Source organism: Gordonia sp. UBA5067, assembly GCF_002414845.1.
GTDB lineage: Bacteria > Actinomycetota > Actinomycetes > Mycobacteriales > Mycobacteriaceae > Gordonia > Gordonia defluvii.
In genome coordinates this window covers 40,402-62,756 of record NZ_DIAX01000051.1, presented here as the reverse complement: position 1 = coordinate 62,756, position 22,355 = coordinate 40,402, and the positions used below count along the sequence as shown (strand labels likewise).

The following is a 22,355-nucleotide window of genomic DNA, read 5'->3' as shown; positions in this document are numbered from 1 at the left end:
GACGCCCGGGGTACCGGACGCTGGGATTCCGCTGTGTGTTGCTGTGAGAGTGCTTGCGACTCGTAGCATTTCCCCGAGGCCGCCCTTAGGGTGGAAGAACGTTCACCGGCGGTTGAGCGCTGCGGGCCCGCACCGGGTGCGGCGTCTCCCGCACCGTGGGCTCCCGTCAACCCAGAGGATCAGATGGCCCGCAATCGAATGACGTCCGTCCCGGCCGACCACGACGAGGACCACGACGGCGAGGCCGGGCCCGAGGTCGACACGGCTCCAGATTCGGGCGGACGGCGCTGGCAGGAGGGCGACGGCGAACCGCTGCCCGATGCAATGCTGGTGCCGCCCGCCTCCCCGTTGCACGTCTTGGCGGCGATCCGGCGGTTCCGCCCCTACATGCACGGCCTGTACGGCCGCCTGATCGTGGGGATCGTCCTCCAGGTCGTCGACCTGGTCTCGACGGTGATCACGATCGCCCTGTTCGCCTATATTGTCGACCATGTCCTGGTGACCGGAGATCTCGCGGCGCTGGTGCGACCAATGATCGCGTGGGTGGGCGTCACCATCCTCGGCGCGGCCGCATCGTATTTCGGCGAGGTGACCACCGGGATTGTGGCGGAGCGCATGGTGACCCGCGTTCGCGACGACCTGTACGAGCGAACCCAGCAACTGGCTCCGCATGTGCGGCGCAAGTACCCTTCGGGCGACCTCATCGCCCGGCACAGCAGTGACGTGGAGTCGACCGAGCACCTGGTGTCGTCGGCCGTCGTCGATGCGAGTCTGGCGATCATCTCGGTGGCGGTGTACGCGACGGCGGCGCTGCTGGTGCAGTGGGAACTCGCCCTCGTCGCCTTCGCGCTGGCCCCGATCCTGGCAGTCGTGTCCCGATGGTTCGGCGGGGTCCTCAAGCGCGTGTCCCGGCGCGAACGGGTGGCCAACGGCAAGATCAGTGCCCTCGTCGCCGAGGGAGTCGACAATTCACTGGCCATCCAGGCAGACAATCAGGGGCCCGCAGACCGGCGCCGGGTCCGCACGCAATCGCGGGAGTGGATGCGCGCCCGGATCACCGAACTCAAGGCCGGCGAGCTCTACTCTCAGGCGGTCGGCATGGTCGAGCTGCTGGTGATGCTCGGTGTGCTGGTGATCGGTGCGTGGATGATCTCCACCGGCCGCACGACGCTGGGCGGCTTGATCGCCCTCACCGGCTATCTCGGCCAGCTGTATCCGCAGATCCAGTCGCTGGGCAGCCTCGCGGTGTCCATCACGACCGCGACCGCCAGTGCCGAACGGGTGGCGCAGGTCCTCGATGAGCCGATCGCCATTGGCGACGCCGATATTGACACCGATCCCGGCGCGCCGGTGCCGGTGCCGAGCGCGCCGCCAGCGCACACCGCCGGCGGAGTTCGGGTGGTGTTCGACAATGTCGGCTTCACCTATCCCGACTCGGGGAAGCGAGTGTTCGATGGGTTTTCACTCACCATCGGCGCCGGCGAATTCGTCTCGCTGGTGGGGCCGAGCGGCTCTGGCAAGTCCACCGTGACCCACCTGTTGTTGCGCTTCTACGACCCGGATTCGGGGCGGGTGCTGATCGACGACACCGACCTGTCCACTGAGCGCCTACAGGCGGTGCGCAGCCACATCACCCTGCTGCCGCAGCGGATCGCGGTGTACCGGGGCACCATCGCCGACAACATCGGCTTCTCCTGCCCGAATGCCTCCCGCGCGGAGATCGTCACCGCGGCGCAGGCCGCCGATGCGCACGACTTCATCGTTGGTCTGCCCGATGGCTACGACACCCAGCTGCGCGATGCCGGTGCGAACCTGTCGGGTGGGCAGCGACAGCGGATCGCGATGGCTCGGGCGTTCTTGCGCGACACCCCGCTACTCATCCTCGACGAGCCCACGACGGGGCTCGACGCGGCAACGACCGAGCGGGTGCTGGAGCCGATGCTGCGATTGGCCCGCTCGCGCACCACGATCCTGATCACCCACGACGAGAAGCTCGCTGCGCAAGCACCGCGCATTGTCGAGATGACGCCGTATCCTGCGGCATCGGCGGACCGCCTCGACTAGCGGGGTCGGTATCGGCTGCTAACGAGCAACTCGGCCCGCCATCGAATCATCGACGGCGGGCCGTGGTTGGCCGGGAGATCAGCGGGAATGCCGGCTGGGGTGCTCCCCGGGGAATTCTGGGCCTTCGCCGGGGAACGGCGGCGGCTGATAGTCGCCGCCCGGTGCGTAGCCCCTGGCCGGTGGTGGAGTCGGCGCGCCCGGGTAGTCGCCGCCGGCGACGGGCGGCACCGATCCGGTCGGGTAGCCGCCACCGGCGACCGGTGGCACCGATCCGGTCGGGTAGCCGCCACCGGCGACCGGTCGTTGCGTTCCAGTCGGGTAGCCGCCCTGTTCCCATCGTGGTATTGCGCCCGATGCGGGATTGCTTGTGCTCGGTCGGATCAGGGGTTCGCCACCGGCCAGCGGCGCGATGGCGGGCGGTGACGGTGCGTATTCGAGGTGGGCGGTTCGGGCTTCGCTGTCCGCCTTCTCCGCCGCCTCGGCCTCGGCGCGTGCGGTGGCCTCGGGATCCATCAGGTTTCGGATCTCGGTGAGCAGCGCAACTTCGGTGGCCTCTGCCTCCTTATCGCCGATTACCAGGCTGGAAAGCTTGTTGTACGGCAGCACGATGATGAAGTACACGACGAAGGCGACGATGAGGAAATTGATGGCCGCGGTGATCACGGCGCCGAGGTCGATGTAGTTCAGCGCATCCATCGGATTGGCATTGTTCGGATTGGCATAGCGGCATTCGCCGACGCAAAAGCCGACGCCTTCAGCGGCCTTCGCCGGGTCGCCGCCCGGGATCGAGTTGATCAGCGGCTCAAGCACCCGCTTCGTGAACGCCTCGACGATCGAGTTGAACGCAGCACCGATGATGACCGCGGTGGCCAACTCGACGACATTCCCGCGCAAGACGAAATCTCTGAATCCTTTGAGCACTGCGAGCCCTCCCTCGGTATTGACGCAGGCCGGATTGCGAAAGCCCAAGCAATCGAAAGGAATCCTAAACCAGTCTTGAGAGGTTTCTGTCGACAAATCGCCTAAGACACCGCACCGAGGTGGTTTCGTGCACGTTTTGAGACATTGTTGGACGGGTTTGCCGGTGGACGGGGTTGTCTCGGCAGGCTCCACTAGTGGATCACGACGGTCAGTGCCGTCGTCAGCCCCGCCGCGGCTACCCGGTGTGCGGCCGAAGCGTTGAGGGCCAGGAGTACCGGGGACCCGCTGTTCCCGCCTCGTCGCCCGGTTGGGCCCGACCCCAGCGCGACGACGGCGCCGGCGGCGATGACCCTCGGCGGCTCGGACGGACCGCCTTTGGTGAGGACGTCCACCACGTCGCCGGGCACCAACAGATCGGCAGTGCCGTCGTCGGCGAGGTGGATGGGGACGAGACGGGCGTCGGGGTCACCGGTCAGCTGCCCGGGGAGGCGTGACCCGAGTAGCCGGGAGTCGGTGATGACTTCGTTGCGCCGGACGATTGATGTGACGGTGCGCTCGCGGACGTCGGCCGATAGCCGCAGGGCACCGTCGGGAACAGCTTCCGCCGGTATCCGGATGACGGTGACATCGGCTGCGGTCAGTGTCTTTCCCGGCCGTAGATCACGGGCGGCGACGACGGTGGCGGTCCCCGGGGCCTGGCGGTGATCGGCGATGAAGGCGACGCTCGCGGCCACCAGAAGCACGGCTGCCGCCGTGCGGCGCACCGCCAGCGTTCGGGTCCAGCCGGGGCGCAGGGCGTGGCGGAGGCGGTCGCGTAAGCGGGGCGCCAGGTACTGGCCGCGGCGGTGGGTGGGCATGCTGCGAAAGCTACGCGTCCGGGATGCGGTGAGCGGCGGTCGTCGGGTTCGGTTGGGCGTCGTTGTGGAGGGCCGAAGACTGTGGGGAACCCGTGCCAGGCGAGGTGGACTGGCACTCGGAATGAACGAGTGCCAGCGTCGGTTAGAATTGTCGAGAGTAACGCTGATCCGTGTGGAGGTTTGATTGTGCCTACTTACTCCTATGCCTGCACGGCGTGCGATAACAAGTTCGACGTCGTGCAGTCGTTTTCCGATGATGCGCTGACCGTGTGCCCCGAATGTCAGGGCAAGCTGCGCAAACTGTTCAACAGCGTCGGTATCGTCTTCAAGGGCAGCGGCTTCTATCGAACCGACTCGCGCTCGGGCTCGGTGCCCGCCTCGAAGGACTCGTCGGCAGCCAGCGTGGGATCCTCGGATTCGAGTACGGGCAGTGGTTCATCGAGCACCTCGGGCAGTACCGAATCCTCGACCAGCAAGCCCGCCGCGACGGCTGCGTCCTAACCGTCCAGCCGGCGGAAGCCGGCCTCCGGAGTCAGAACCCATTCCATCGGCACGTCGTTCGGTTCGACCGGCAGGTCGTTGAGGACCTCGTCGTCGTAGACGATCGCGATCCGCACTGCGCGCGACGCGGGCAGGCTGCGGTCGTAATACCCGGCGCCGCGGCCGAGTCGGGCCCCGCCGTGCGTCACCGCGAGGGCGGGTACGAATATCACGCTGGCGTCGGCAAGGGCGCCCGGCCCGAGTGACTCGGACTTCGGTTCGACCAGACCCCAGCGCCTGGTCTCCAGCGGAGTGGCCAACGAGTAGGCCGCCCAGTGGAGCGGCTGCGGATCCCCGTCGGGGACGACCGGAACGATCAGCCGAAATCCCTGGTCGATGAGGGCGTCGAGCATCGCGTCGGAACCCGGTTCGCTGCCTATCGGCAGATAGCAGCCGATGGTTTCGCCCTCGCCGACCGGCATCGGTAGGCGGTACATCCATTCGGCGAGGTTCGCCGCCGCGCCCTCCACGGCGAAGACTGACATGGCCTCGCGCTTGGCGCGCAGGCGGGCCCGAACCTCGTCCTTGGTCATCGACTTCTCCCGCGGTTGTCGTGCACGGCGGCGCGCCGAATACAGTGTAGAGCCATGAGTTCCACCAAACCCGCCATCGAGGCCGCACCGCCCATTCCGCGCACGGCAGTCGTGCCCGCTGCCGGTCTGGGCACTCGCTTTCTGCCGGCGACAAAGACTGTTCCCAAGGAGCTGCTACCAGTCGTCGACACGCCGGGCATCGAACTCGTCGCCGAGGAGGCCAAATCGGCAGGAGCGCAGCGGCTCCTTATCGTCACGTCGCCGGGTAAGGACGGCGTCGTGGCGCATTTCGTGGAAGACCTCGTCCTGGAGAACACACTCGCCAAGCGAGGCAAGGCCGCGATGCTGGCCAAGGTGCGTAAAGCGCCCAACCTCCTCGAGGTTGCGTCGGTTATCCAGGACAAGCCGCTGGGCCTGGGGCACGCGATCGGCTGCGTCGAAGCGCATCTCGCCGACGACGAGGACGCCATTGCCGTGCTGTTGCCCGATGACCTGGTGCTGCCCGGCGGGGTCCTCGAGACGATGGCGCGGGTGCGTGAGCGGCGCGGCGGTTCGGTGTTGTGCGCCATCGAAGTGCCCGACGAACAGCTGTCGTCCTACGGGATCTTCGACGTCGAGGCGGTACCCGATGCGGCCAACCCCGACGTGCTGCGCGTGCGCGGGATGGTCGAGAAGCCGCAGTGCGCTGATGCGCCGTCGAACCTCGCCGCCGCCGGCCGCTACATCCTGGACCGCAAAATTTTCGACGCGCTGCGCCGAATCACCCCCGGTGCCGGCGGTGAACTTCAGATCACCGATGCGATCGCGCTGCTCATCGCCGACGGGGAGCCCGTCCACGTCGTCGTCCACCGCGGCACCCGGCACGACTTGGGCAACCCGGGGGGCTATTTGAAGGCGGCCGTGGACTTTGCCTTGGACCGGGACGACTACGGACCCGAGTTGCGCGCCTGGCTCGTCGAGCGCCTCAACGAGGGGTAGGCCGGCCGGCGGGAGTCGGCGTGGCGCCGCTGACCCGGTGGGGGGCGGCGCTAGAGTCGGTCTGTTGACCCAGAACCTGACATTGGGTACGTGAAGGAGGCGAGATGCGGTCGGTCGATGAGCACTTGGCGCGGGTGACCGCGTCCGCCGTGGTCCCGCGGCCGGTGAAGATTGCGATCTCCGAGGCGCAGGGTTTGATGTGCGCTGAGGAGGTCCTCACCGAGCGCCCGCTGCCCGGTTTCGACCAGGCCGCCGTCGACGGCTATGCCGTGCGCGCGGTCGATGTCGCGCTGGCCGGTGTGGTGGCGCCGAGCGGGGATGAGGAGTTCGATGCCGGGGAGGCCGACCTCGACACCCTCGTCGAGGGCGAATCGATCGCGGTCTTCCTGCCAGTGGTCGGGGATGTCGAACCGGGGTCGCGCACGCCGATCCGGCTGCAGCCGCGCCAGGCGGTGCGAGTGGAAACCGGTGCGCCGATGCCGACCCTCGCCGATTCCGTGGTACCGCTGCGCTGGACCGATGGCGCAAGCCAGAAGGTGCGCGTGGCGCACGGCGTCGATAGCGGCTCTTACGTGCGACGCGTCGGTGACGACGTGCAGCCGGGCGACGTTGCGGTGCGGGCCGGCGAGATCATCGGGCCCGCGCAGGTCGGGCTCCTCGCTGCGGTCGGACGGGCCCGGGTGTTGGTCCACCCCCGTCCGCGTCTGTCGGTGATCGCCGTCGGCTCCGAACTCGTCGACATCGACAGGGTGCCCGGGCAAGGCCAGGTCTACGACGTGAACAGCTACGCACTGGCAGCGGCCGCGCGTGATGCGGGTGCCGACGTCAACCGGGTCGGCATCGCCGAGCGCGACGCCGCCCGGCTGCGCGAGGTCGTCGAGGCCCAGCTCATCCGTTCGGAGATCGTCGTGATCTGTGGTGCGGTCGGCGGCTCGTCGTCGAAGGCGATTGCCGAAGCACTCGGGGACCTGGGCGATCTGGAGATCGCGCGGGTAGCGATGCATCCGGGTTCGGTGCAGGGATTCGGCCGACTCGGCCGGGACGAGGTTCCCACCTTCTTGTTGCCCGCGAACCCGGTGTCGGCGCTGGTGACGTTCGAGGTAGTGGTCCGCCCGTTGATCCGGATCGCGTTGGGCAAGCGTGACCCGCTGCGCCGGTTGATCCGGGCCCGCACGATCGGACCGATCGCCTCGGTGGAGGGGCGTTCGGGCTATTTGCGTGGTCAGCTCATGCGCGAAGAGGGGACCGGTGACTATATGGTCCAGGTCATCGGCGGGTCGTCCACCGGGTCGTCGCACCTGCTCGCCGAGTTGGCCGAGGCGAACTGCCTGGTCGTCGTCCCGGAAGCGGCGGCGAAACTCGACCCGGGCGATGAGGTCGACGTCATGTTCCTCGCCCAGCGCGGTTAGTCCGCCGGCGTCTAGAGTTGTAGCGTGTTCAGCTGGGGTTCGAATTCGCGCTCACGCCCGGGCTGGCCGGCGCGGTTGGAGCCGCTGCGGGTTGGGGCTGGTGCGGTCGCCTTGCGGCCGATCAGGATGCGTGATTCGGCCGACTGGAGCCGGCTGCGGATTCGTAACCGCGACTGGCTGGTGCCGTGGGAGCCGACCGCCGATGGGAACTGGGCGGCACGGCACCACCGCAGCAATTGGCCGGCGCTGTACTCCGTCCTCAAGGCCGAGGCCAAGCGCGGTGCACTCCTGCCGTTCGTGATCGAGGTGGACGGCGAGTACACCGGACAGCTCACCATCGGAAATCTGCAGCGTGGGGCGGTGCGCAGTGCGTGGATCGGTTACTGGGTGGACCAGGATTGGACCGGCAAGGGCGTCGCAACGGCCGCCGTCGCACTCGGGGTCGACCACGCGTTCGGGCCGGTTGGCCTGCACCGCCTGGAGGCGACCGTCCAACCGTCCAACGCCGCGTCTCGGTCCGTGTTGACCCATGTCGGCTTCCGGCACGAAGGCGTGCTGAAGCGCTACATGGACGTCAATGGTCGCTGGCGCGACCACGATCTGTTTGCGCTGACAGCGGAGGAAGTCATCAGCAGTGCTGTCGAAACCCTGGTCCGCTCGGGTCGGGCGCAGTTCCGGTGAGTGCATTGGAGATCACGGTGCGCGGACGCGCCGAGCATCGGTACCGGCCCGAACAGGGGACGGTGCTGCTGTCCGCGGTGTTCACCGAGTCCACCAGCGGATCAGCTCAGGCAAAGGCGCTGGAACTGCAGAGCGAAGTCGTGGCAGAGTTGACGCGGCTGGACGAGACCAATGCACTGAACACGTGGCACGCCAACGACATTCACTTTTTCGGGCACCGTCCTTGGGTTGACGGCAAACTGTCGTCGGACATCGTCTACACCACTCGGATCGCGATGACCGCAGAGTTCCTCGACTTCGCGGCGCTCGCCGCCTTCCTCGTCGACTGGGCGGGCCGGGACGGGCTGGAGGTCGGGCAAATCGTGTGGGATGTGCTGAACGAGAACCGGCCCCGGTATGAGGCCGCGGTGCGACGTGAGGCGGTCCGCGACGCCGTGGGGAAGGCGCAGGCCTATGCCGACGCCGTCGGGCGCGGGACGGTAACCGCCGTCGCGCTGGCCGACCCGGACATGCTCGGCACGGCTCAGCCCGAACCGGGCCCCATGCTGGCGCGTGCGGTGATGTCCGATATGGGTGGCTCAGAATTGTCACTGGACTTGCGTCCCGAGGATATCGTGATCGCCGTTGCCGTCGATGCCCGGTTCACCGTCGGGGATTGACGGCTGCTCACGGCGTTCGGCGTCGCAGCGTGGCCGCCGCCAACGCCAGTGACACCAGCATGATGGCGACGACCACGAGCAGATCGCGAATCATCGTCGAGGTGACCGACGCTTCGGTCGCGACCTGCTGGAGCGCCTCGACCGCGTAGCTGAGCGGCATGACGTTGGCGAGTGCCTGCATCCAGCCGGGTAGTTCGGCGCGCGCGACGAACAATCCGCACAGGAAGAGTTGGGGGATCACCACCAGGGGCAGGAACTGCACGGCCTGGAACTCGGTCTGTGCGAAGGCACTGCACAGCAGGCCGAGCGCAACACCGAGCAGGGCTACCGACAGTGCGATTACCGCGATCCATCCGCGTGAGCCCACGGTGTGCAGATGCAGTGCCCAGAAGGTGAAGCTGCAGGTGATGGCGGTCTGCGCGACGGCCAGCAGACCGAACGCCACCGCGTAACCACCGAGCAGACCCAGGCGCGACAGCGGCGTCGTCATCAGTCGTTCGAGTGTTCCGGCGCGACGCTCGCGCAGCATTGCCACCGAGGTGATTACAAACATCACCGTGAACGGAAGGATACCGAGCATGATGATGCCGAAGCGGTCGAACGGTGTTGCGTGCCCGGGTGGTACGGGCACGTTGACGAACATGAAGTAGAGCAGTGTGAGCAGCAGCAGCGGCAGCAGCAGCACCATCGCCAGTGAGCGGTGATCGGCGCGGACTTGGCGTAGAACGCGAATCGTGGTGGCGCCCAACAGTTTCGGATTCACGCTGCGGTTCCTTCGATGAGCGCGAGGAAGGCGTCGTCGATGGAGGGTTTGCCGGTGCGTGATTTGAGGTCGGCGGGCGTGCACTGGGCGAGCACCCTGCCCGCTCGCATGAGGATCATCTCGGCGCAGTGTTCGGCCTCATCCATGACGTGGCTGGAGACGAGCAGCGTGGTGCCGTCGGCGGCCAGCGTTGCGAAGTAGTGCCACAGTTCGGCACGGAGTACCGGGTCGAGTCCGACAGTCGGCTCGTCGAGGATCAGCAGTTCTGGTTTGGCGACGAGTGCGCAGGCAATCGATACGCGGTTGATCTGCCCGCCGGAAAGATCGCTGACGCGGCGTTTCGCGTAGGCCGCGAGGCCGACGGCAGCGAGGGTCTCGGCGACGTTGTCGGTCGTACCGTGCAGGCTGGCGAAGTAGGTGACGTTGTCGATGACGCTGAGGTCGGCGTACGTCGACGCGGACTGGGTCGCGTATCCGATCCGTCGCCGCAGTGTGGCCGTCCCCGCAGGCTCGCCGAGGACGTCGATGCTGCCGGCGACCTTGGCCTGCGTGCCGACGATGGAGCGCATCAAGGTCGTCTTTCCGCATCCGGAGGGGCCGAAGAGGCCGGTGATGGAGCCGCGATCGATGTGCAGCGAGACGTTGTCGCAGGCGACCGTGTCGCCGCGGTGGACGGTGACCGAAGTACATCGCACCGCCGGTTGCGTGGCCATGGCGGCAACCGTACCCGCGCCCGGCCGCCGCCGCGCTCAGTCGTATCGGATCAGATCGCCGACTGTCGGCGCGTCGGCGCCGTAATCGGCTTCGCCGGACCTAGATTGAAGTCGGGCACGTGTGACCAGAGTGAAAGACGGGAGAGTCGGATGCCGAACTCAGTGTTGTGGGTATGTCTGGTGGCGATCTGGCTGTTCGTACTGGTCCCGATGGTGATTCAGGGTCGGCCCGAGATCCGTAAGTCCACCCCGGTCGCTGCGGCGACCCGAGTGCTCAAGCGTGGCGAGGAGGCGGTGCGCCGCCGGGGCATCGGTGCGGGCGCGCACCCGCATGACCCGGACTATCAGCCGGTCAAGGCTGAGGCGGCTGACACCGATTCGGCGAGGCGCGCAGCGCCCGCCGACCCGCTCCCGCTCGCCGACCTCGAGGATGCCAACGACCTCGAGGAGGCCGACGAGGTCGATCCGGCGCGCATCCCGGGCAAAGTTCCCACGCGCAAGCGGGCGAGCGCCCGGACGGTCGTCGCAAGGATGCGTCGTGTGGTCAGCGTGACCGCCACACGCACCGTTGCCGAGGAGGTCACCGAGGTGATCCCGGTGGTCGACACCGATCGGTCGAACGCGCGAGGCGCCGACGCTGGGGGGTCGATTCTCGCTGTCGACGAGGACGCGATCATCGATGCCGAAGTCGTGGAAGAACGCACGGGGATCGTCGAGGTGCAGGCGGTCGAGGTGATCGACGTCGAGATCACCGAACGGATCGAGACGGTCGCAGACGAGGCGCCGACCGCGAAGATCGGCAAAGTGTCCGGCCCGAAGACCAGCGGTATGAAGCGCGGGCGGGCGGACGGTGCAGCAGAGCCTGTCGCAGCGACCCTGTTTGATCTCGATACCGTCGCTACGACTCCCGCCGACGACGACGTCAAGGACGAGCCGGCCGGCGAGTCGGACCAGTCTGTCGAGGATGCGAAGACGGTGTCGGAATCCGACGACGCGGTGGCCGACGAAGCGGTGGCGGACGAAGCGGTGGCGGACGAAGCGGAATCCGTCGAAGCGGTGGCGGACGAAGCGGAATCCGTCGAAGCGGTGGCCGAAGCCGACGAGGTCCCCGACGAGGTTGACGGGGTCGAGGAGGATTCGGAACTGACGGCGCGGTGGGATGACGTCGATCCGAACGAACTCACCCAGGTCTTGATGACGCGCCCGGGCCGGGGCGGCTTCGATCCCGAGGTGGACCAGGAGCGCCTGGATCTGAAATACAAAGAGCGGCAGCGAGTACTGCTGACACTGGTAGGCCTCACTCTGCTCACAGTCGGCGCCGGGGTCCTCGTCAAGACGCCGGGCTGGATTGCGGCGGGGGTGGCGGGCTTCTTCCTGGTTTCCTACCTGGTGTTCCTGCGCCGCGCGGTGAAGAGTGAGGCGCAGATCCGGCAGCGGCGCCTGGCGCGCCTCGAGCGGTCGCGGCGAGAGGAAGTGGCTCGTCGTCGGCGCAGCGAGGCGGCGTCGCCGACTGTTGACGTGGCGCCGCAGCCCCGGCCGCGGGTGCGGCGACCCAGTGGGATGACTGTGGTGAGCATTGACGACGAGGACCCGGTGTTCGACCACCTGCCGATTTACGAACCGCCGCGCATGATGCGTTCCGACGATGGGTACCGCGCGGCAGCGGTTGGTTGACCCGCTTTGCCGGCAGCGAGGGTCAGCGGGGTTCGGCGTTCTTCGGTGGGTGGGCGATCGCCTCGGGGTGGGCGACGATCCACGCCCGGCCGGCGTTCACCGCATGCTGGAGTGCCAATCGTTCACCGGCGTAGGCGAACGGTGCGCCGACCACGGGAACGAGGGACAACCAGCGCAACACGCGGGCCGGTTGCGGTCGTTTCCCCATTTCGTCGACGCCGCCCTGGAGGGTGCGGGCAATCTCCCACGTCGCCTTGAGCAGGGACTTGCGTTTGCCCTCCACCGGAATCGCGTCGGGGACCGGGGTCAGGCCGCGGGGAGTGATCGCCCGGTTGCCGAGGACGCTGGCGAGCAGTTCGACTTGTCGCTCGCGGTCGGTCACGCGATACTCCCGCGCGACGGCAACAAGGACCATCGCCTGATTCACAAAGCCGAGCACGGTCGTCACGGGCAGGCGGCGAGCCCACAATCCGAAGATGTTGGGGAAGGCGACGCCGACGGTGTTGAGGCCGCCGATCCGGGTCACCCACCACTGTGCACGCTCATCCATGGATAGTTCGTCCCAGTGCTTGGTGCCGGGGAGCGCGGTGAAGTCGACGGCCTTGGCCACAACATGCTCGACGCGGCGAACGATGCTGCCATTCCTCGGCTCGGCGTCAAAGGTCTTTGCCCTCAGGCCGGTCACGTCGGTCTGCGACAGGACGTCGATGACCGGATTGATCGCCGCGATCGTCCTGTTCAATGCGTCGATGATCTGCTGTTCACTCAGTTCTGGCACGCTCACAGACTAGTGGTCGGGTGCTTCGCGGCGCATGTCGTCGAGGTGATAGGGTTGCTGGCGGTCGACCGGCGACGGTCGCCCGGGGCTATGGCGCAGTTGGTAGCGCGACTCGTTCGCATCGAGTAGGTCGGGAGTTCGATTCTCCCTAGCTCCACCACAATATGTAGGTCAGATGCCCTTTCCCGACCCTGGGGGAGGGCGTTTTTCTTGTCTGCTAGACCGGCGTGGCGCCGAGCCGATCGACGATCAGCCGCGCGATGCCCTTGCTTCCCAGGGGAGTTGGATGTCGCACCTGAATCACCGAGTCCGGCCAGTTCCCGGCAAACCACGGAGTTCGCGAGCACACGTCGTGCCCGACGGCTGCGCCCGACACATCGATGAACATGCCGGCGGCACGTCCGGCGGCGTCCCGCAGCACTGTGTTGAACCGGTCGAAGAATCGCGCCACGAACGCGGCATCGCCGTCGCTGATCGTCGCTTCGGGGAAACACCCCGATGGTCCGAATATCCCGCCGTGGCCGACGACGACGATTCGGGCGTGCGATGCACGCCGCACCACCGCGGCAAGCACCCGGTCGACCTTGGCAGGGAGACCGCGCAAGGCACTGTCAATGGCGTGCTCGACTGCCGGATTCGTGCGACAGTTCGCATCCCCGACCGGGCTGAAGCATGGTGCGACCAGTGACCACCACTTGATGTCGTTACCGCCGATCGATAAGGTGACCAGCTTTGTGTCAGCAGTGAGCGCAGCAATCTGTGGTGCGATTTTTCGGCCCGACCCGGTCGTCTGCCCGTCCATGACGTCCTCGGTGGTGGCACCCGTGCATGCCACCGACCGGAATGTGACGCCAAGTAGCGCGGCTGCTTTCCCCGGGTACGCGTCGGTGGTGCGTCCGCAACCGTCGCCGGTCAATGGTGATGTCCAGGTCGGCGCCGCCGCCCTGGAGTCCCCGAGTGCGATGTAGTGGGGGCCGGTTGCCGCAGCGCTCTGCCCGCCGCTGCCGAGTGTCAGCGTGAGCGCCGTCGCACAGAGCAGCTGCTTTATCACCGGTCCAGGGTAGCGCCTGGCGCTTGGTCTCCGGCTGCACAAATGGCATCGACCAGCTTTCGCCAGATGCCACCACGAAGAGTGCACTAGTGCAATAGTGCACTAGTGCAAACAATGGTGGGCGGGGTGCGGGACCGCAAGCGGGCGGAGACGTTGCGGCGCATCCACGACGCAGCTGCCGAACTCACGAAACGGGACGGACTTGCCGAGGCGACGGTCAGTGCGATCGCCGAGCGCGCCGGAGTTTCGCGACGCACCTTTTTCAACTACTTCGACTCCAAGGAAGATGCCGTCCTCGGCATTCAGCAACCGCAGATCTCGCCGGAAGCGCTCGACGCCTTCGTCGAGGACGCCGTCGGCCAGCCCACCGTTTCCGCGGGCAGCGAGCGGTTCCGGCGTGCGCTGCGGATGACGGTGACCACCTTGGCGACGCTCGGGCTCCCGATGGGTCAAGACGGCGCACTCATGGCGGTGGTCGCCTCGCATCCCGAACTCCTCGACCGGCTGCGCGCCCACCGCGACGCTGTTCAGCATGAACTCGTCGTCGTGCTCACCAGGCGTCTCGCTGAAGAGAATCCGACCTCGCAGGCCTCCGACAGCGCCCGGGCGATGGTGCTCCTGGCCGGAGCCGTGCTGCGATACGCGCGCGGCAGCGAACCCGCGCTGCTCGACAACCCGGACCAAGCGGCGATCGATGCCGCGATGGCGGCATTTCGCGAAGCCTTGAAAGGAATTTGATGTCCACCCGCAACCACCCTGAATCGCTGCCGCCCTCGACACCGGCCGGCCCGGCCGGCGAGAAGGACAAGCGAACCGTCCTGTTCTTATTCATCGGCCTGATGATCACCATGCTGCTGGCCTCGCTGAACCAGACGGTGTTGTCGACCGCGCTGCCGACAATCGTCGGCGAACTCAACGGCGTCGACCAGATGACCTGGGTCATCACCGGCTACATTCTGGCCAGCACGATCGTGATGCCCGTCTACGGTCGGATCAGCGATCAGCTGGGCCGCAAGCCGGTGCTGGTCGTGGCCATCATCCTGTTCATCGTCGGGTCGATAGTCGGCGGGCTGGCGCCGAATATCGGGATCCTCATCGCCGGCCGCGTCCTGCAGGGGCTCGGTGGCGGTGGACTGATGATTCTGTCGCAGGCGGCCATCGCCGACGCCGTCCCGGCGCGCGAACGCGGCAAATACATGGGTGCGATGGGGGCGGTCTTCGCCGTCGCATCGGTCGCCGGCCCGTTGCTCGGCGGCTGGCTCACCGAGGGCCCCGGCTGGCGCTGGGCGTTCTGGATGAACCTGCCCCTTGGCCTGCTTGCGATAGCGGCCACCATTGTGTTCCTTCCGGCCCGGGCGACGCGGGCCGCGGAGCGCCCACGCCTCGACTATCTGGGGATGGCGCTGATCGCCGCGGCGACGACGACGCTGGTGCTGATCTGTACCTGGGGTGGACACACCTATCCGTGGGGCTCGGCACAGATCATCGGTCTTGCGGTGGCAACCGTGGTCCTGGCGGGCGCGTTCGTCTGGGCCGAGCGCCGCGCCCAGAGCCCGGTCATCCCGATGTCGCTGTTCGCGGACCGCAACTTCGCGGTGACCACTGTTGCGGCCCTCGCGATCGGGGTCGCCATGTTTGGTGCCATCGGCTACATGCCCACCTACATCCAGATGGTGACCGGCGTGGACGCCACCCACTCGGGCCTGCTGATGATCCCGATGATGGGCGGCCTGCTCGTCGCATCAGTCATCTCCGGCCAGGCCGTCACACGTACCGGGCGCTACAAGGCCTTCCCCATTGCTGGTGCCGTGGTCATCGGCATCGGGCTCGCGTTGCTGTCGACGATGACGGTCACGACGCCCAACTGGTTGATGTGCACCTACCTGGCGATTCTCGGCATCGGTATCGGCTTGAGCCTGCAAATCCTGACGCTGATCGTGCAGAACTCGTTCCCCGGCGCGATTGTCGGTACCGCCACGGCGGCGAGCAACTATTTCCGCCAGGTGGGCGCCACGCTGGGCTCCGCCGTCGTCGGCTCGGTCTTCGCGTCGCGGCTGATGTCCATCCTCGCGGAGAAGCTGGCCGGAACCGGTGCCGTCCAGGGCGGCGACAAGGGGCGCAACCACCTGACCCCCGCCGCGGTGAACGCACTGCCCGACGCGGTGCGGACCCCGATCGTGGAGGCCTACAACGAGGCGCTGCTGCCGATCTTCCTGTTCCTCGTCCCGCTGGCCGTGGTGGCGTTCGCGGTGCTGTGTTTCATCGACCCCAAGGAACTAGCCACCTCGACGCGTACCGAGGCCGTCGATCCCTGATCGGTCGTCACCAGCGGAATCGGGGCCGGCGGGACCAGCGGTTTCAACCCATCGGACCCGGACGTCACCGGGGTGGTCTTCGCCATGGTTTCGCACACATAGCAATTTCATAGCTAAGACAGGACTGACACAAATTTGGGCCTCATAACGTCAGTGGAGTCAGGCCAACCACCTGAGTTCAACACAGTTAACGAGGAGTCACCATGTTCCGTCACCTGACCAGCACCCAGAAGCCCCAGGTCCGCCACCGCTTCCCGCAGCCTGTGCAGACCAAGACCAAGACGAAGTCGAAGCCGAAGGGCAAGAAGTAAGACTTCGCGCGCAACGACCCCGGTCCCGCCCTCCAGGCGGGACCGGGGTCGTTTTCGGTAGGGGGCCATCGCCGGGGATGCCAGGTGCGGAAGGTTTCAGGCGGATGCGTCTACCGGGATGCTCACGGTGAATTCGGTGGCTCCCGGCCGGCTGCGCAGTGCGATGGTGCCGCCGTGGGCCTTGACGACCGCATCGACGATGGACAAGCCCAATCCCGTGCTACCGGCCTTGCGCGAGCGAGACGTGTCGCCCCGTGCGAACCGGGTGAACACCTCCGACTGCAGGGCCGGGTCTATCCCGGGCCCGTCGTCGGTCACCCGCAACGCGGCACGGTCGGCGGTCGAGGTGAGCTCGACGGTCACCGTGCTACCGGGCGGGGTGTGCACCCGCGCGTTGCCGAGCAGATTGGCCAGCACCTGGTGTAGGCGAGCCGCATCGCCGACGACAACCACGGGCTCGTCGGGCAGGTCGAGGTTCCAGCTGTGGTCGGGTCCGGCGACGTGGGCGTCGCTCACCGCGTCGACGGCCAGGTTCGACAGGTCGACCTTTTCGCGTTCGAGTGGACGCCCGGAGTCCAGTCGGGCGAGCAGCAACAGGTCTTCGACCAGGTGGGTCATCCGATCGGATTCCGATTGCACCCGCCCCATCGCGTGGGCCACCTCATCGGGCACGTCGGCGCGGCGCCGGCGGGACAATTCGGTGTAGCCGCGAATCGCGGCCAGCGGAGTGCGCAACTCGTGACTGGCATCGGCGACGAACTGACGGGCCCGGCTTTCGCTGGCCTGACGGGTCGCCAGCGCGGTGCCGATGTGGTCGAGCATCCGGTTCAGCGCCGAGCCCATCTGGCCGATCTCGGTGTTGGGGTCGGCGTTGGCCTCGGGGACACGGACCGGAAGGATCACCTCGCCGCGGTCGAGTGGCAGTTCGACGACCTCGCGGGCCGTCGCGGCGACCCGATGCAGCGGCGCGAGTGCCCGGCGAGTGATCGCGGCTCCGAGCGTGGCCGCGGCCAGGAGTGCGCCGAGGGCAACCACGGTCATGATCAGCAGCGCCGTCCACATCGTGTTGTTGATGTCGGCCAGCGGAAGTCCGGTCACCACGACATCGTCCTTCGGGGTGGTGGTGGCGATCACCCGATACTGGCCGCGGTCGCCGATCGGCACCGTGGTCGGTGCCGGGCTGGGAATCACCGCGGCCAGCTGCGCGACCTCGTCGTCGCTCAGACTGTGCCGCGCACCATGGCTGTCGAGGGAACCGGCGGCGACCTGGCCATCATTCGGGACGACTGCGGCGATCAAGCCGGCGGGCTGGCCGGCGGCGTCGAGAAACTCCGGACCGGGACCGGCCTGTTGGCGCCGAGAATGCCGGGGCGGCTCCGGGACTGCGGGCGAGGCCGCCATCATCGTCGAGCGGTGCGAGACTTCACGCAGTTCCTCGTCGAGCTGATTGACGAGATAGTGGCGCAGCGCGAGTTCGGTGACGGTGCCGATTGCGAGGCACACCAGGGCGAGGAGGATGACCTGGCCGACCAGAAGCTGGGTGCGCAACGGCCACGTGGCCGGCGACCCCCGGCGTCGGGCAGGGTTAGCGGGCGGGCTTGAGGACATATCCGGCGCCGCGCACCGTGTGGATCATCGGTTCCCGGCCGTCATCAATCTTTCTGCGCAGATAAGAGATGTAGAGCTCGACGATGTTCGAGCGTCCGCCGAAATCGTAGTCCCATACCCGGTCGAGGATCTGCGCCTTGGAGAGCACCCGCTTAGGGTTGTGCATGAGGAAGCGCAGCAGTTCGAACTCGGTGGAGGTCAGGGTCACCGATTCGCCGTCGCGGGCGACCTCGTGGCTGTCCTCGTCGAGGACGAGATCCCCGACGACGAGTTGCGAGTCACCATCGTCGGTGGTGATGCCCGCCCGGCGCAGCAGCGCCCGCAAACGCAACACCACCTCCTCGATGCTGAACGGCTTGGTGACGTAGTCGTCGCCACCGGCGGTGAGTCCGGCGATTCTGTCCTCGACGGAGTCCTTCGCGGTCAGCATGAGGACCGGCAGTGCCGGATTGAGCTTCCGCAACCGGAGCAGGACTTCGAGGCCACTCAGGTCGGGGAGCATGACGTCGAGGATGACGATGTCGGGACGGCACTCGCGGGCCGCGGCAATGGCCGAGGCGCCGTCGCCGGCGGTCGTCACCGTCCAGCCCTCGTAGCGAAGGGCCATCGAGACCATCTCGGCGAGGACCGCCTCATCGTCGACGACCAGCGCACTGATGGGAGAACCGTCAGTGCGGGTCAGCATCAGCCGTTGGGGAGTTGTCGACACCACCGTCACAGTATCCGCCGTCCGGCTATGCAATTGCTAGGTCAAAGCTATGCGTGGGCTGTGAGGGGGTGTGAGCAAGGTCGCGCAGGATAGATCACGGGAATTGGCAGCCGTCAGGTAGGCTTGATCCCAACTGACAGGCGTCAACGCACTGTCATGCGTCGTTAGAACGCTTCTTCTCCGCCGGATTGCACCGGCTGGTTGACTTCACAACGGCGAACGAATGCGCCCGGCCGGGCGTCTTCGCCATTTCTGATCCGCACTCGATAGCGCGCAACTGTGCGCGCCCGTGGATCGCCATGCCGGAAAGGCACCCACTAAACATGACTACAACTTTTGCTTCCCTCGGTGTGCCCGATGCGCTTGTCAAAGTGCTCGACGCCCAAGGAAAGACCGAACCCTTCCCCATCCAGGCCGCCACGCTGGGAAACACCCTTGAGGGCGATGACGTCCTCGGCCGCGGCAAGACCGGCTCCGGTAAGACCCTCGCCTTCGCCATCCCGCTCGTCGCGGGACTGCGCGAGATCGGGGTGACCACCAAACCTGGGCGCCCGACGGGCCTCGTGCTCGCCCCGACCCGCGAGCTTGCCACCCAGATCGCCGACACGGTCACCCCGCTCGCCCAGGCGATGGGCTTGTCGGTCACCACGGTGTTCGGCGGTGTGAAACAAGCCCGCCAGGAACAGGCGTTTCGACGCGGTGTTGACATCGTCGTCGCCTGCCCGGGCCGCCTTGACGACCTGATGAAGCAGGGCATTGTGAAACTCGACGATGTTGAGATCACCGTGCTCGACGAGGCCGACCACATGGCCGACCTCGGCTTCCTTCCCGTCGTGACCCGCATCATGTCGGCCACCCCGCAGGACGGGCAGCGGTTGCTGTTCTCGGCCACGCTGGACAACGGTGTCGACAAGCTCGTCCGCAAGTTCTTGCACGACCCGGTGACCCATTCGGTTGACGAGGCGAACTCGCCCGTGGCCAAGATGACCCATCATGTCTATGAAGCGTCCAACGCAACCGACAAGCATGCGCTGGTGCGGGAGTTGGCGTCGGGAACCGGCCGGCGAATCTTGTTCACCCGCACCAAGCATCAGGCCAAGAAGCTGGCCAAGAAGCTGACCGACGAAGGAATTCCGGCCGTCGATCTGCACGGCAACCTCAGCCAGGCTCAGCGCGACCGCAACCTCGCCGCTTTCGGCGGCGACGGGGCGCGCGTCCTGGTCGCCACGGACGTTGCGGCTCGTGGCGTGCACGTCGACGGCGTCGAGCTGGTCGTCCACGTCGACCCGCCGGCCGAGCACAAGGCATACCTGCACCGCTCGGGCCGTACGGCGCGCGCCGGTGAGGCTGGTGACGTGGTGACCGTGTGCCTGCCGGAGCAGCGTGGCGATCTGCGAAAGCTGTTGCGCAACGCCAAGATCGACGTTCAGCCGCAGCGGGTGACGGCCGCGTCGGAGTCGGTTGACCAGTTGGTCGGCCCGCGCGCAGCCCACGTCGAGCCGGCCCCCCGGCCGGCACCGGCGGCACCCAGGGCGGGCGGCGGTCGGCGTGGTGGCGGCCGTTCCGGCGGCCACTCCGGTGGCGCCCGCAACTCGGCCAACCGCAACGCCGGCGGCTCCCGCTCGCGGAGCCGCGGCACCCGTGGTGGACAGCAGCGGGCCGCGTCGCACAGCTAGTGCCGCAGACCGGTCCGGGCGAACGGGCCCGTCGCGCGAGTCCCGATCCGTAGGTTGGGGTCATGGGCGACACGGACGGTTCCACGGCGGGTTTGATCGTCACCACTTCCGCTGGTGCGGTACGGGGCACCGCCCGCGACGGCACGATCGCCTTCCTGGGTATTCCCTATGCGGCGCCACCCATCGGGCCGGCGGCATTCCAGGCGCCGGCCCCGCCGCCCGCGTGGGACGGGGTGCGTGATGCGACCGCATACGGGCCGACGGCACCACAGGTCGGATATCCGGCGCCGATCGCGGCGTTGTTGGACAACGACATCGAACTCGGCGACGACTACCTCACCGTCAATGTCTGGACGCGCGATCCGTCCGCATCGGGCCTGCCCGTCATGGTGTGGATCCACGGGGGCGCATTTGCGCGCGGGTCGAACCGGTTGCCGATGTATGCGGGTGATTCCTTTGCCCGGGACGGCGTGGTCTTCGTCAGCGTGAACTACCGGCTCGGCGTACCCGGCTTCGCGTCGGTGGACGGTGCGCCGGAGAACCGTGGGCTTCTCGACCAACTCGCGGCCCTACGGTGGGTTCGGGATAATGTCGAGGCATTCGGTGGCGATCCGGGGCAGGTCACTGTTTTCGGTGAGTCCGCGGGTGCGATGAGCGTTGCCTCACTGCTGTCCTCGCCGCTGGCGACGGGGCTGATCCACCGCGCAATCATGCAGAGCGGCAACGCTACCGCTGCTGTTGCCGTATCCGACGCGCGCAAGGTGACCGCGCGCGTGGCCGGGCTGCTCGGGGTTGGCGCCGATGCGGCCGGGCTGGGCTCGGTCTCAGCAGCCCTGCTACTCCAGGCGCAGACCGACGTGGCGCTGGAGTTGACCCTGAATCCTGATCCGGAGATCTTCGGCGCCACCGTCGTCGCGGTGGGGATGGGCATTATGTCGACCATGCCCGTCGTCGACGGCGAGGTATTGCCGAACCTGCCGATCGCCTCGATCGCGAGTCAGTCATCCGGGATCCCGCTGATCACCGGGTGGAATGCCGACGAGTTTCGCTTCTTCCTCGTCCCCACGGGGGTGGCCGCGATGGCGACGCCGGAGTTCGCACGGGGAATGATCGGCGGGATCGATGGCGCGGTCGAGCAGTTCGACGAGCACGTGACGGCGGGCACATCACCGGGCGACGCGCTGTGCATGGTGCTCACCGATATCGCCTTCCGGGCCGGTTCACTCAAGCTGGCGCGGCTACGGCCGACCGAGCCGACGTACCTGTACGAGTTCGGCGTGCCCAACAACGAGGCCGGGATCGGCGCCGCCCACGCGGTCGAGATCCCATATGTGTTCGACCACCTTGCCGTCGCCCGTCGGCTGACCGGCCCGGATGCGCCGCAGGCGGTCGCCGATGTCATGCACAGTGCCTGGGTGGCGTTTGCCAAGACTGGTGACCCGGGCTGGGCGGCGTATCTGCCCAACGAAACCGTGTACCGGTTCGGGTTGGACTAGGTCTAGTAGGGCGGGTTGTCGGGCCTGCTGCCGGACTTGCGCCAGCTGTTCGCGCGTTCTTCGGTTTCGAGTGCGTTCGGCCCTGTCGGCGTTCATGTTTGCGTTGCGTGCGAGTCTTGACGCGGCGGGGCCGTCGATGCTGATGTGTTCAGGGGTAATCCCGATGGTACGGGCGTGCCCGCCGGCGGCGGGGTCGCGATGGTCGTATTCCACAACGTGGTCGAGCTCGCCGGTGAAGGCGGGCCGGTCGCATCCGGGGGTGGTGCAGAGTAGCCGTCGCGGATGCGGATAAAGGTGTCCAGTGCTGCAGACGGGCGGTAGGGGCTGGCCTGTTGGTAAAGCGGCAGCGACGGTGGCTTCGGTTCGGGTGGTGCCGTCTCCGACGGCGCCGACGACCTGCCCAGTGGGCGCACGGTGGTGTCGGGGCGGTTGACAATGCCGTGGATGTGGTCGGCGCTGATGACACCGTGGTTGGCGAGGAAGCCGGGGTGGTCGGCAGTGCCGGCGGCAGTGGCTTCGTCGCAGACAACGTGCACGACGATGCGGGCGGTGGTGCTGCGGTCGGCGATGCTGCGTTCGCGGGTCTTCGCACCGAGTCGGGGTCGTGGCGGAACACGAT

The 22,355-nt window shown here is 67.2% G+C and carries 20 protein-coding genes and 1 tRNA gene; 12 read left to right on the top strand and 9 right to left on the bottom strand.

Going from position 1 to position 22,355, the window contains the following annotated elements; genetic code table 11:
- The first annotated feature begins 198 nt into the window (after nt 1-198).
- Entirely contained in the window at nt 199-2,064 is a 1,866-nt protein-coding gene (locus B4M62_RS08535) for an ABC transporter ATP-binding protein (protein WP_290706683.1), read from the top strand.
- Between the two features lie 78 nt (nt 2,065-2,142).
- On the opposite strand, the gene mscL is transcribed toward B4M62_RS08535, so the two are convergent.
- Both mscL and B4M62_RS08525 read right to left on the bottom strand, forming a co-directional pair.
- Nucleotides 2,143-3,033, bottom strand: a complete 891-nt coding sequence (gene mscL, locus B4M62_RS08530; RefSeq protein WP_290706681.1) for a large conductance mechanosensitive channel protein MscL — start codon at nt 3,031-3,033, stop codon at nt 2,143-2,145.
- Between the two features lie 143 nt (nt 3,034-3,176).
- On the bottom strand, nt 3,177-3,842 hold the full coding sequence (locus B4M62_RS08525) for an SAF domain-containing protein (RefSeq protein ID WP_290706679.1): 666 nt from the start codon (nt 3,840-3,842) through the stop codon (nt 3,177-3,179).
- Between the two features lie 186 nt (nt 3,843-4,028).
- On the opposite strand from B4M62_RS08525, the gene B4M62_RS08520 reads away from it, so the two are divergent.
- Nucleotides 4,029-4,343 carry an FmdB family zinc ribbon protein gene (locus B4M62_RS08520; protein WP_290706677.1) on the top strand — a complete coding sequence of 105 codons (315 nt, stop codon included), beginning with the start codon at nt 4,029-4,031 and terminating at the stop codon, nt 4,341-4,343.
- Here B4M62_RS08520 and B4M62_RS08515 read toward each other — a convergent pair.
- Nucleotides 4,340-4,915, bottom strand: a complete 576-nt coding sequence (locus B4M62_RS08515) for a 5-formyltetrahydrofolate cyclo-ligase (RefSeq protein WP_290706675.1) — start codon at nt 4,913-4,915, stop codon at nt 4,340-4,342. The two genes, B4M62_RS08520 and B4M62_RS08515, sit on opposite strands and share 4 nt — an antisense overlap.
- A gap of 54 nt (nt 4,916-4,969) precedes the next feature.
- Here B4M62_RS08515 and B4M62_RS08510 point away from each other — a divergent pair, with 54 nt between their 5' ends.
- The 4 genes from B4M62_RS08510 to B4M62_RS08495 all read left to right on the top strand — a co-directional run bounded on the left by B4M62_RS08510 (nt 4,970) and on the right by B4M62_RS08495 (nt 8,642).
- The gene (locus B4M62_RS08510) at nt 4,970-5,893 is read left to right on the top strand and encodes a UTP--glucose-1-phosphate uridylyltransferase (RefSeq protein WP_290706673.1); all 924 of its coding nucleotides are present in this window, start codon (nt 4,970-4,972) and stop codon (nt 5,891-5,893) included.
- 104 nt (nt 5,894-5,997) lie between these two features.
- Complete coding sequence (gene glp / locus B4M62_RS08505) at nt 5,998-7,302, top strand: gephyrin-like molybdotransferase Glp (protein ID WP_290706671.1); 1,305 nt, start codon at nt 5,998-6,000, stop codon at nt 7,300-7,302.
- Between the two features lie 24 nt (nt 7,303-7,326).
- Nucleotides 7,327-7,983 (top strand): GNAT family N-acetyltransferase, encoded by a 657-nt coding sequence (locus B4M62_RS08500; protein ID WP_290706668.1) that lies wholly within the window; start codon nt 7,327-7,329, stop codon nt 7,981-7,983.
- Nucleotides 7,980-8,642 carry an SIMPL domain-containing protein gene (locus B4M62_RS08495; RefSeq protein WP_290706665.1) on the top strand — a complete coding sequence of 221 codons (663 nt, stop codon included), beginning with the start codon at nt 7,980-7,982 and terminating at the stop codon, nt 8,640-8,642. Before B4M62_RS08500 ends, B4M62_RS08495 begins: the two co-directional genes overlap by 4 nt.
- Before the next feature lie 7 nt (nt 8,643-8,649).
- Here B4M62_RS08495 and B4M62_RS08490 read toward each other — a convergent pair whose 3' ends face one another.
- Both B4M62_RS08490 and B4M62_RS08485 read right to left on the bottom strand, forming a co-directional pair.
- Nucleotides 8,650-9,405 (bottom strand): ABC transporter permease, encoded by a 756-nt coding sequence (locus B4M62_RS08490; RefSeq protein ID WP_290706663.1) that lies wholly within the window; start codon nt 9,403-9,405, stop codon nt 8,650-8,652.
- Nucleotides 9,402-10,118, bottom strand: a complete 717-nt coding sequence (locus B4M62_RS08485; RefSeq protein ID WP_290706661.1) for an ABC transporter ATP-binding protein — start codon at nt 10,116-10,118, stop codon at nt 9,402-9,404. The genes B4M62_RS08490 and B4M62_RS08485 overlap by 4 nt, the downstream gene beginning before the upstream one ends.
- 150 nt (nt 10,119-10,268) lie before the next feature.
- On the opposite strand from B4M62_RS08485, the gene glpR reads away from it, so the two are divergent.
- Complete coding sequence (glpR, locus tag B4M62_RS08480) at nt 10,269-11,792, top strand: gephyrin-like molybdotransferase receptor GlpR (RefSeq protein WP_290706660.1); 1,524 nt, start codon at nt 10,269-10,271, stop codon at nt 11,790-11,792.
- A gap of 22 nt (nt 11,793-11,814) precedes the next feature.
- On the opposite strand, the gene B4M62_RS08475 is transcribed toward glpR, so the two are convergent.
- Nucleotides 11,815-12,570 (bottom strand): hypothetical protein, encoded by a 756-nt coding sequence (locus tag B4M62_RS08475; RefSeq protein WP_290706658.1) that lies wholly within the window; start codon nt 12,568-12,570, stop codon nt 11,815-11,817.
- 84 nt (nt 12,571-12,654) lie between these two features.
- On the opposite strand from B4M62_RS08475, the gene B4M62_RS08470 reads away from it, so the two are divergent.
- Nucleotides 12,655-12,730: transfer RNA gene (locus tag B4M62_RS08470), tRNA-Ala, on the top strand.
- Nucleotides 12,731-12,787: 57 nt separating this feature from the next.
- On the opposite strand, the gene B4M62_RS08465 is transcribed toward B4M62_RS08470, so the two are convergent.
- Entirely contained in the window at nt 12,788-13,621 is an 834-nt protein-coding gene (locus B4M62_RS08465) for an SGNH/GDSL hydrolase family protein (protein WP_290706656.1), read from the bottom strand.
- A gap of 114 nt (nt 13,622-13,735) precedes the next feature.
- Between B4M62_RS08465 and B4M62_RS08460 the strand changes: the two genes are divergently transcribed.
- Both B4M62_RS08460 and B4M62_RS08455 read left to right on the top strand, forming a co-directional pair.
- Nucleotides 13,736-14,359, top strand: a complete 624-nt coding sequence (locus B4M62_RS08460; RefSeq protein ID WP_290706713.1) for a TetR/AcrR family transcriptional regulator — start codon at nt 13,736-13,738, stop codon at nt 14,357-14,359.
- A complete protein-coding gene (locus tag B4M62_RS08455) occupies nt 14,359-15,936 on the top strand; it encodes an MDR family MFS transporter (RefSeq protein WP_290706654.1) in 1,578 nt (525 codons plus the stop codon). Before B4M62_RS08460 ends, B4M62_RS08455 begins: the two co-directional genes overlap by 1 nt.
- A gap of 407 nt (nt 15,937-16,343) precedes the next feature.
- On the opposite strand, the gene B4M62_RS08450 is transcribed toward B4M62_RS08455, so the two are convergent.
- Together B4M62_RS08450 and B4M62_RS08445 are read right to left on the bottom strand one after the other, a co-directional pair.
- A complete protein-coding gene (locus B4M62_RS08450; RefSeq protein WP_290706652.1) occupies nt 16,344-17,855 on the bottom strand; it encodes a sensor histidine kinase in 1,512 nt (503 codons plus the stop codon).
- Nucleotides 17,833-18,537, bottom strand: a complete 705-nt coding sequence (locus tag B4M62_RS08445; protein ID WP_290706712.1) for a response regulator transcription factor — start codon at nt 18,535-18,537, stop codon at nt 17,833-17,835. Before B4M62_RS08445 ends, B4M62_RS08450 begins: the two co-directional genes overlap by 23 nt.
- A 350-nt stretch (nt 18,538-18,887) precedes the next feature.
- On the opposite strand from B4M62_RS08445, the gene B4M62_RS08440 reads away from it, so the two are divergent.
- Together B4M62_RS08440 and B4M62_RS08435 are read left to right on the top strand one after the other, a co-directional pair.
- A complete protein-coding gene (locus tag B4M62_RS08440) occupies nt 18,888-20,240 on the top strand; it encodes a DEAD/DEAH box helicase (protein WP_290706650.1) in 1,353 nt (450 codons plus the stop codon).
- Between the two features lie 62 nt (nt 20,241-20,302).
- The gene (locus B4M62_RS08435) at nt 20,303-21,736 is read left to right on the top strand and encodes a carboxylesterase/lipase family protein (protein ID WP_290706648.1); all 1,434 of its coding nucleotides are present in this window, start codon (nt 20,303-20,305) and stop codon (nt 21,734-21,736) included.
- Nucleotides 21,737-22,355 lie beyond the last annotated feature (619 nt).

What these genes read in the sequence shown, in the direction of transcription:
- glp (WP_290706671.1), top strand. Translation starts at nt 5,998, where the DNA reads ATGCGGTCGGTCGATGAGCACTTGGCGCGGGTGACCGCGTCCGCCGTG.
- B4M62_RS08440 (WP_290706650.1), top strand. Translation starts at nt 18,888, where the DNA reads ATGACTACAACTTTTGCTTCCCTCGGTGTGCCCGATGCGCTTGTCAAA.
- B4M62_RS08450 (WP_290706652.1), bottom strand. Translation starts at nt 17,855, where the DNA reads ATGTCCTCAAGCCCGCCCGCTAACCCTGCCCGACGCCGGGGGTCGCCG.
- B4M62_RS08525 (WP_290706679.1), bottom strand. Translation starts at nt 3,842, where the DNA reads ATGCCCACCCACCGCCGCGGCCAGTACCTGGCGCCCCGCTTACGCGAC.
- B4M62_RS08535 (WP_290706683.1), top strand. Translation starts at nt 199, where the DNA reads ATGACGTCCGTCCCGGCCGACCACGACGAGGACCACGACGGCGAGGCC.
- glpR (WP_290706660.1), top strand. Translation starts at nt 10,269, where the DNA reads ATGCCGAACTCAGTGTTGTGGGTATGTCTGGTGGCGATCTGGCTGTTC.
- B4M62_RS08460 (WP_290706713.1), top strand. Translation starts at nt 13,736, where the DNA reads ATGGTGGGCGGGGTGCGGGACCGCAAGCGGGCGGAGACGTTGCGGCGC.
- B4M62_RS08455 (WP_290706654.1), top strand. Translation starts at nt 14,359, where the DNA reads ATGTCCACCCGCAACCACCCTGAATCGCTGCCGCCCTCGACACCGGCC.
- B4M62_RS08510 (WP_290706673.1), top strand. Translation starts at nt 4,970, where the DNA reads ATGAGTTCCACCAAACCCGCCATCGAGGCCGCACCGCCCATTCCGCGC.
- B4M62_RS08515 (WP_290706675.1), bottom strand. Translation starts at nt 4,915, where the DNA reads ATGACCAAGGACGAGGTTCGGGCCCGCCTGCGCGCCAAGCGCGAGGCC.
- B4M62_RS08485 (WP_290706661.1), bottom strand. Translation starts at nt 10,118, where the DNA reads ATGGCCACGCAACCGGCGGTGCGATGTACTTCGGTCACCGTCCACCGC.
- B4M62_RS08435 (WP_290706648.1), top strand. Translation starts at nt 20,303, where the DNA reads ATGGGCGACACGGACGGTTCCACGGCGGGTTTGATCGTCACCACTTCC.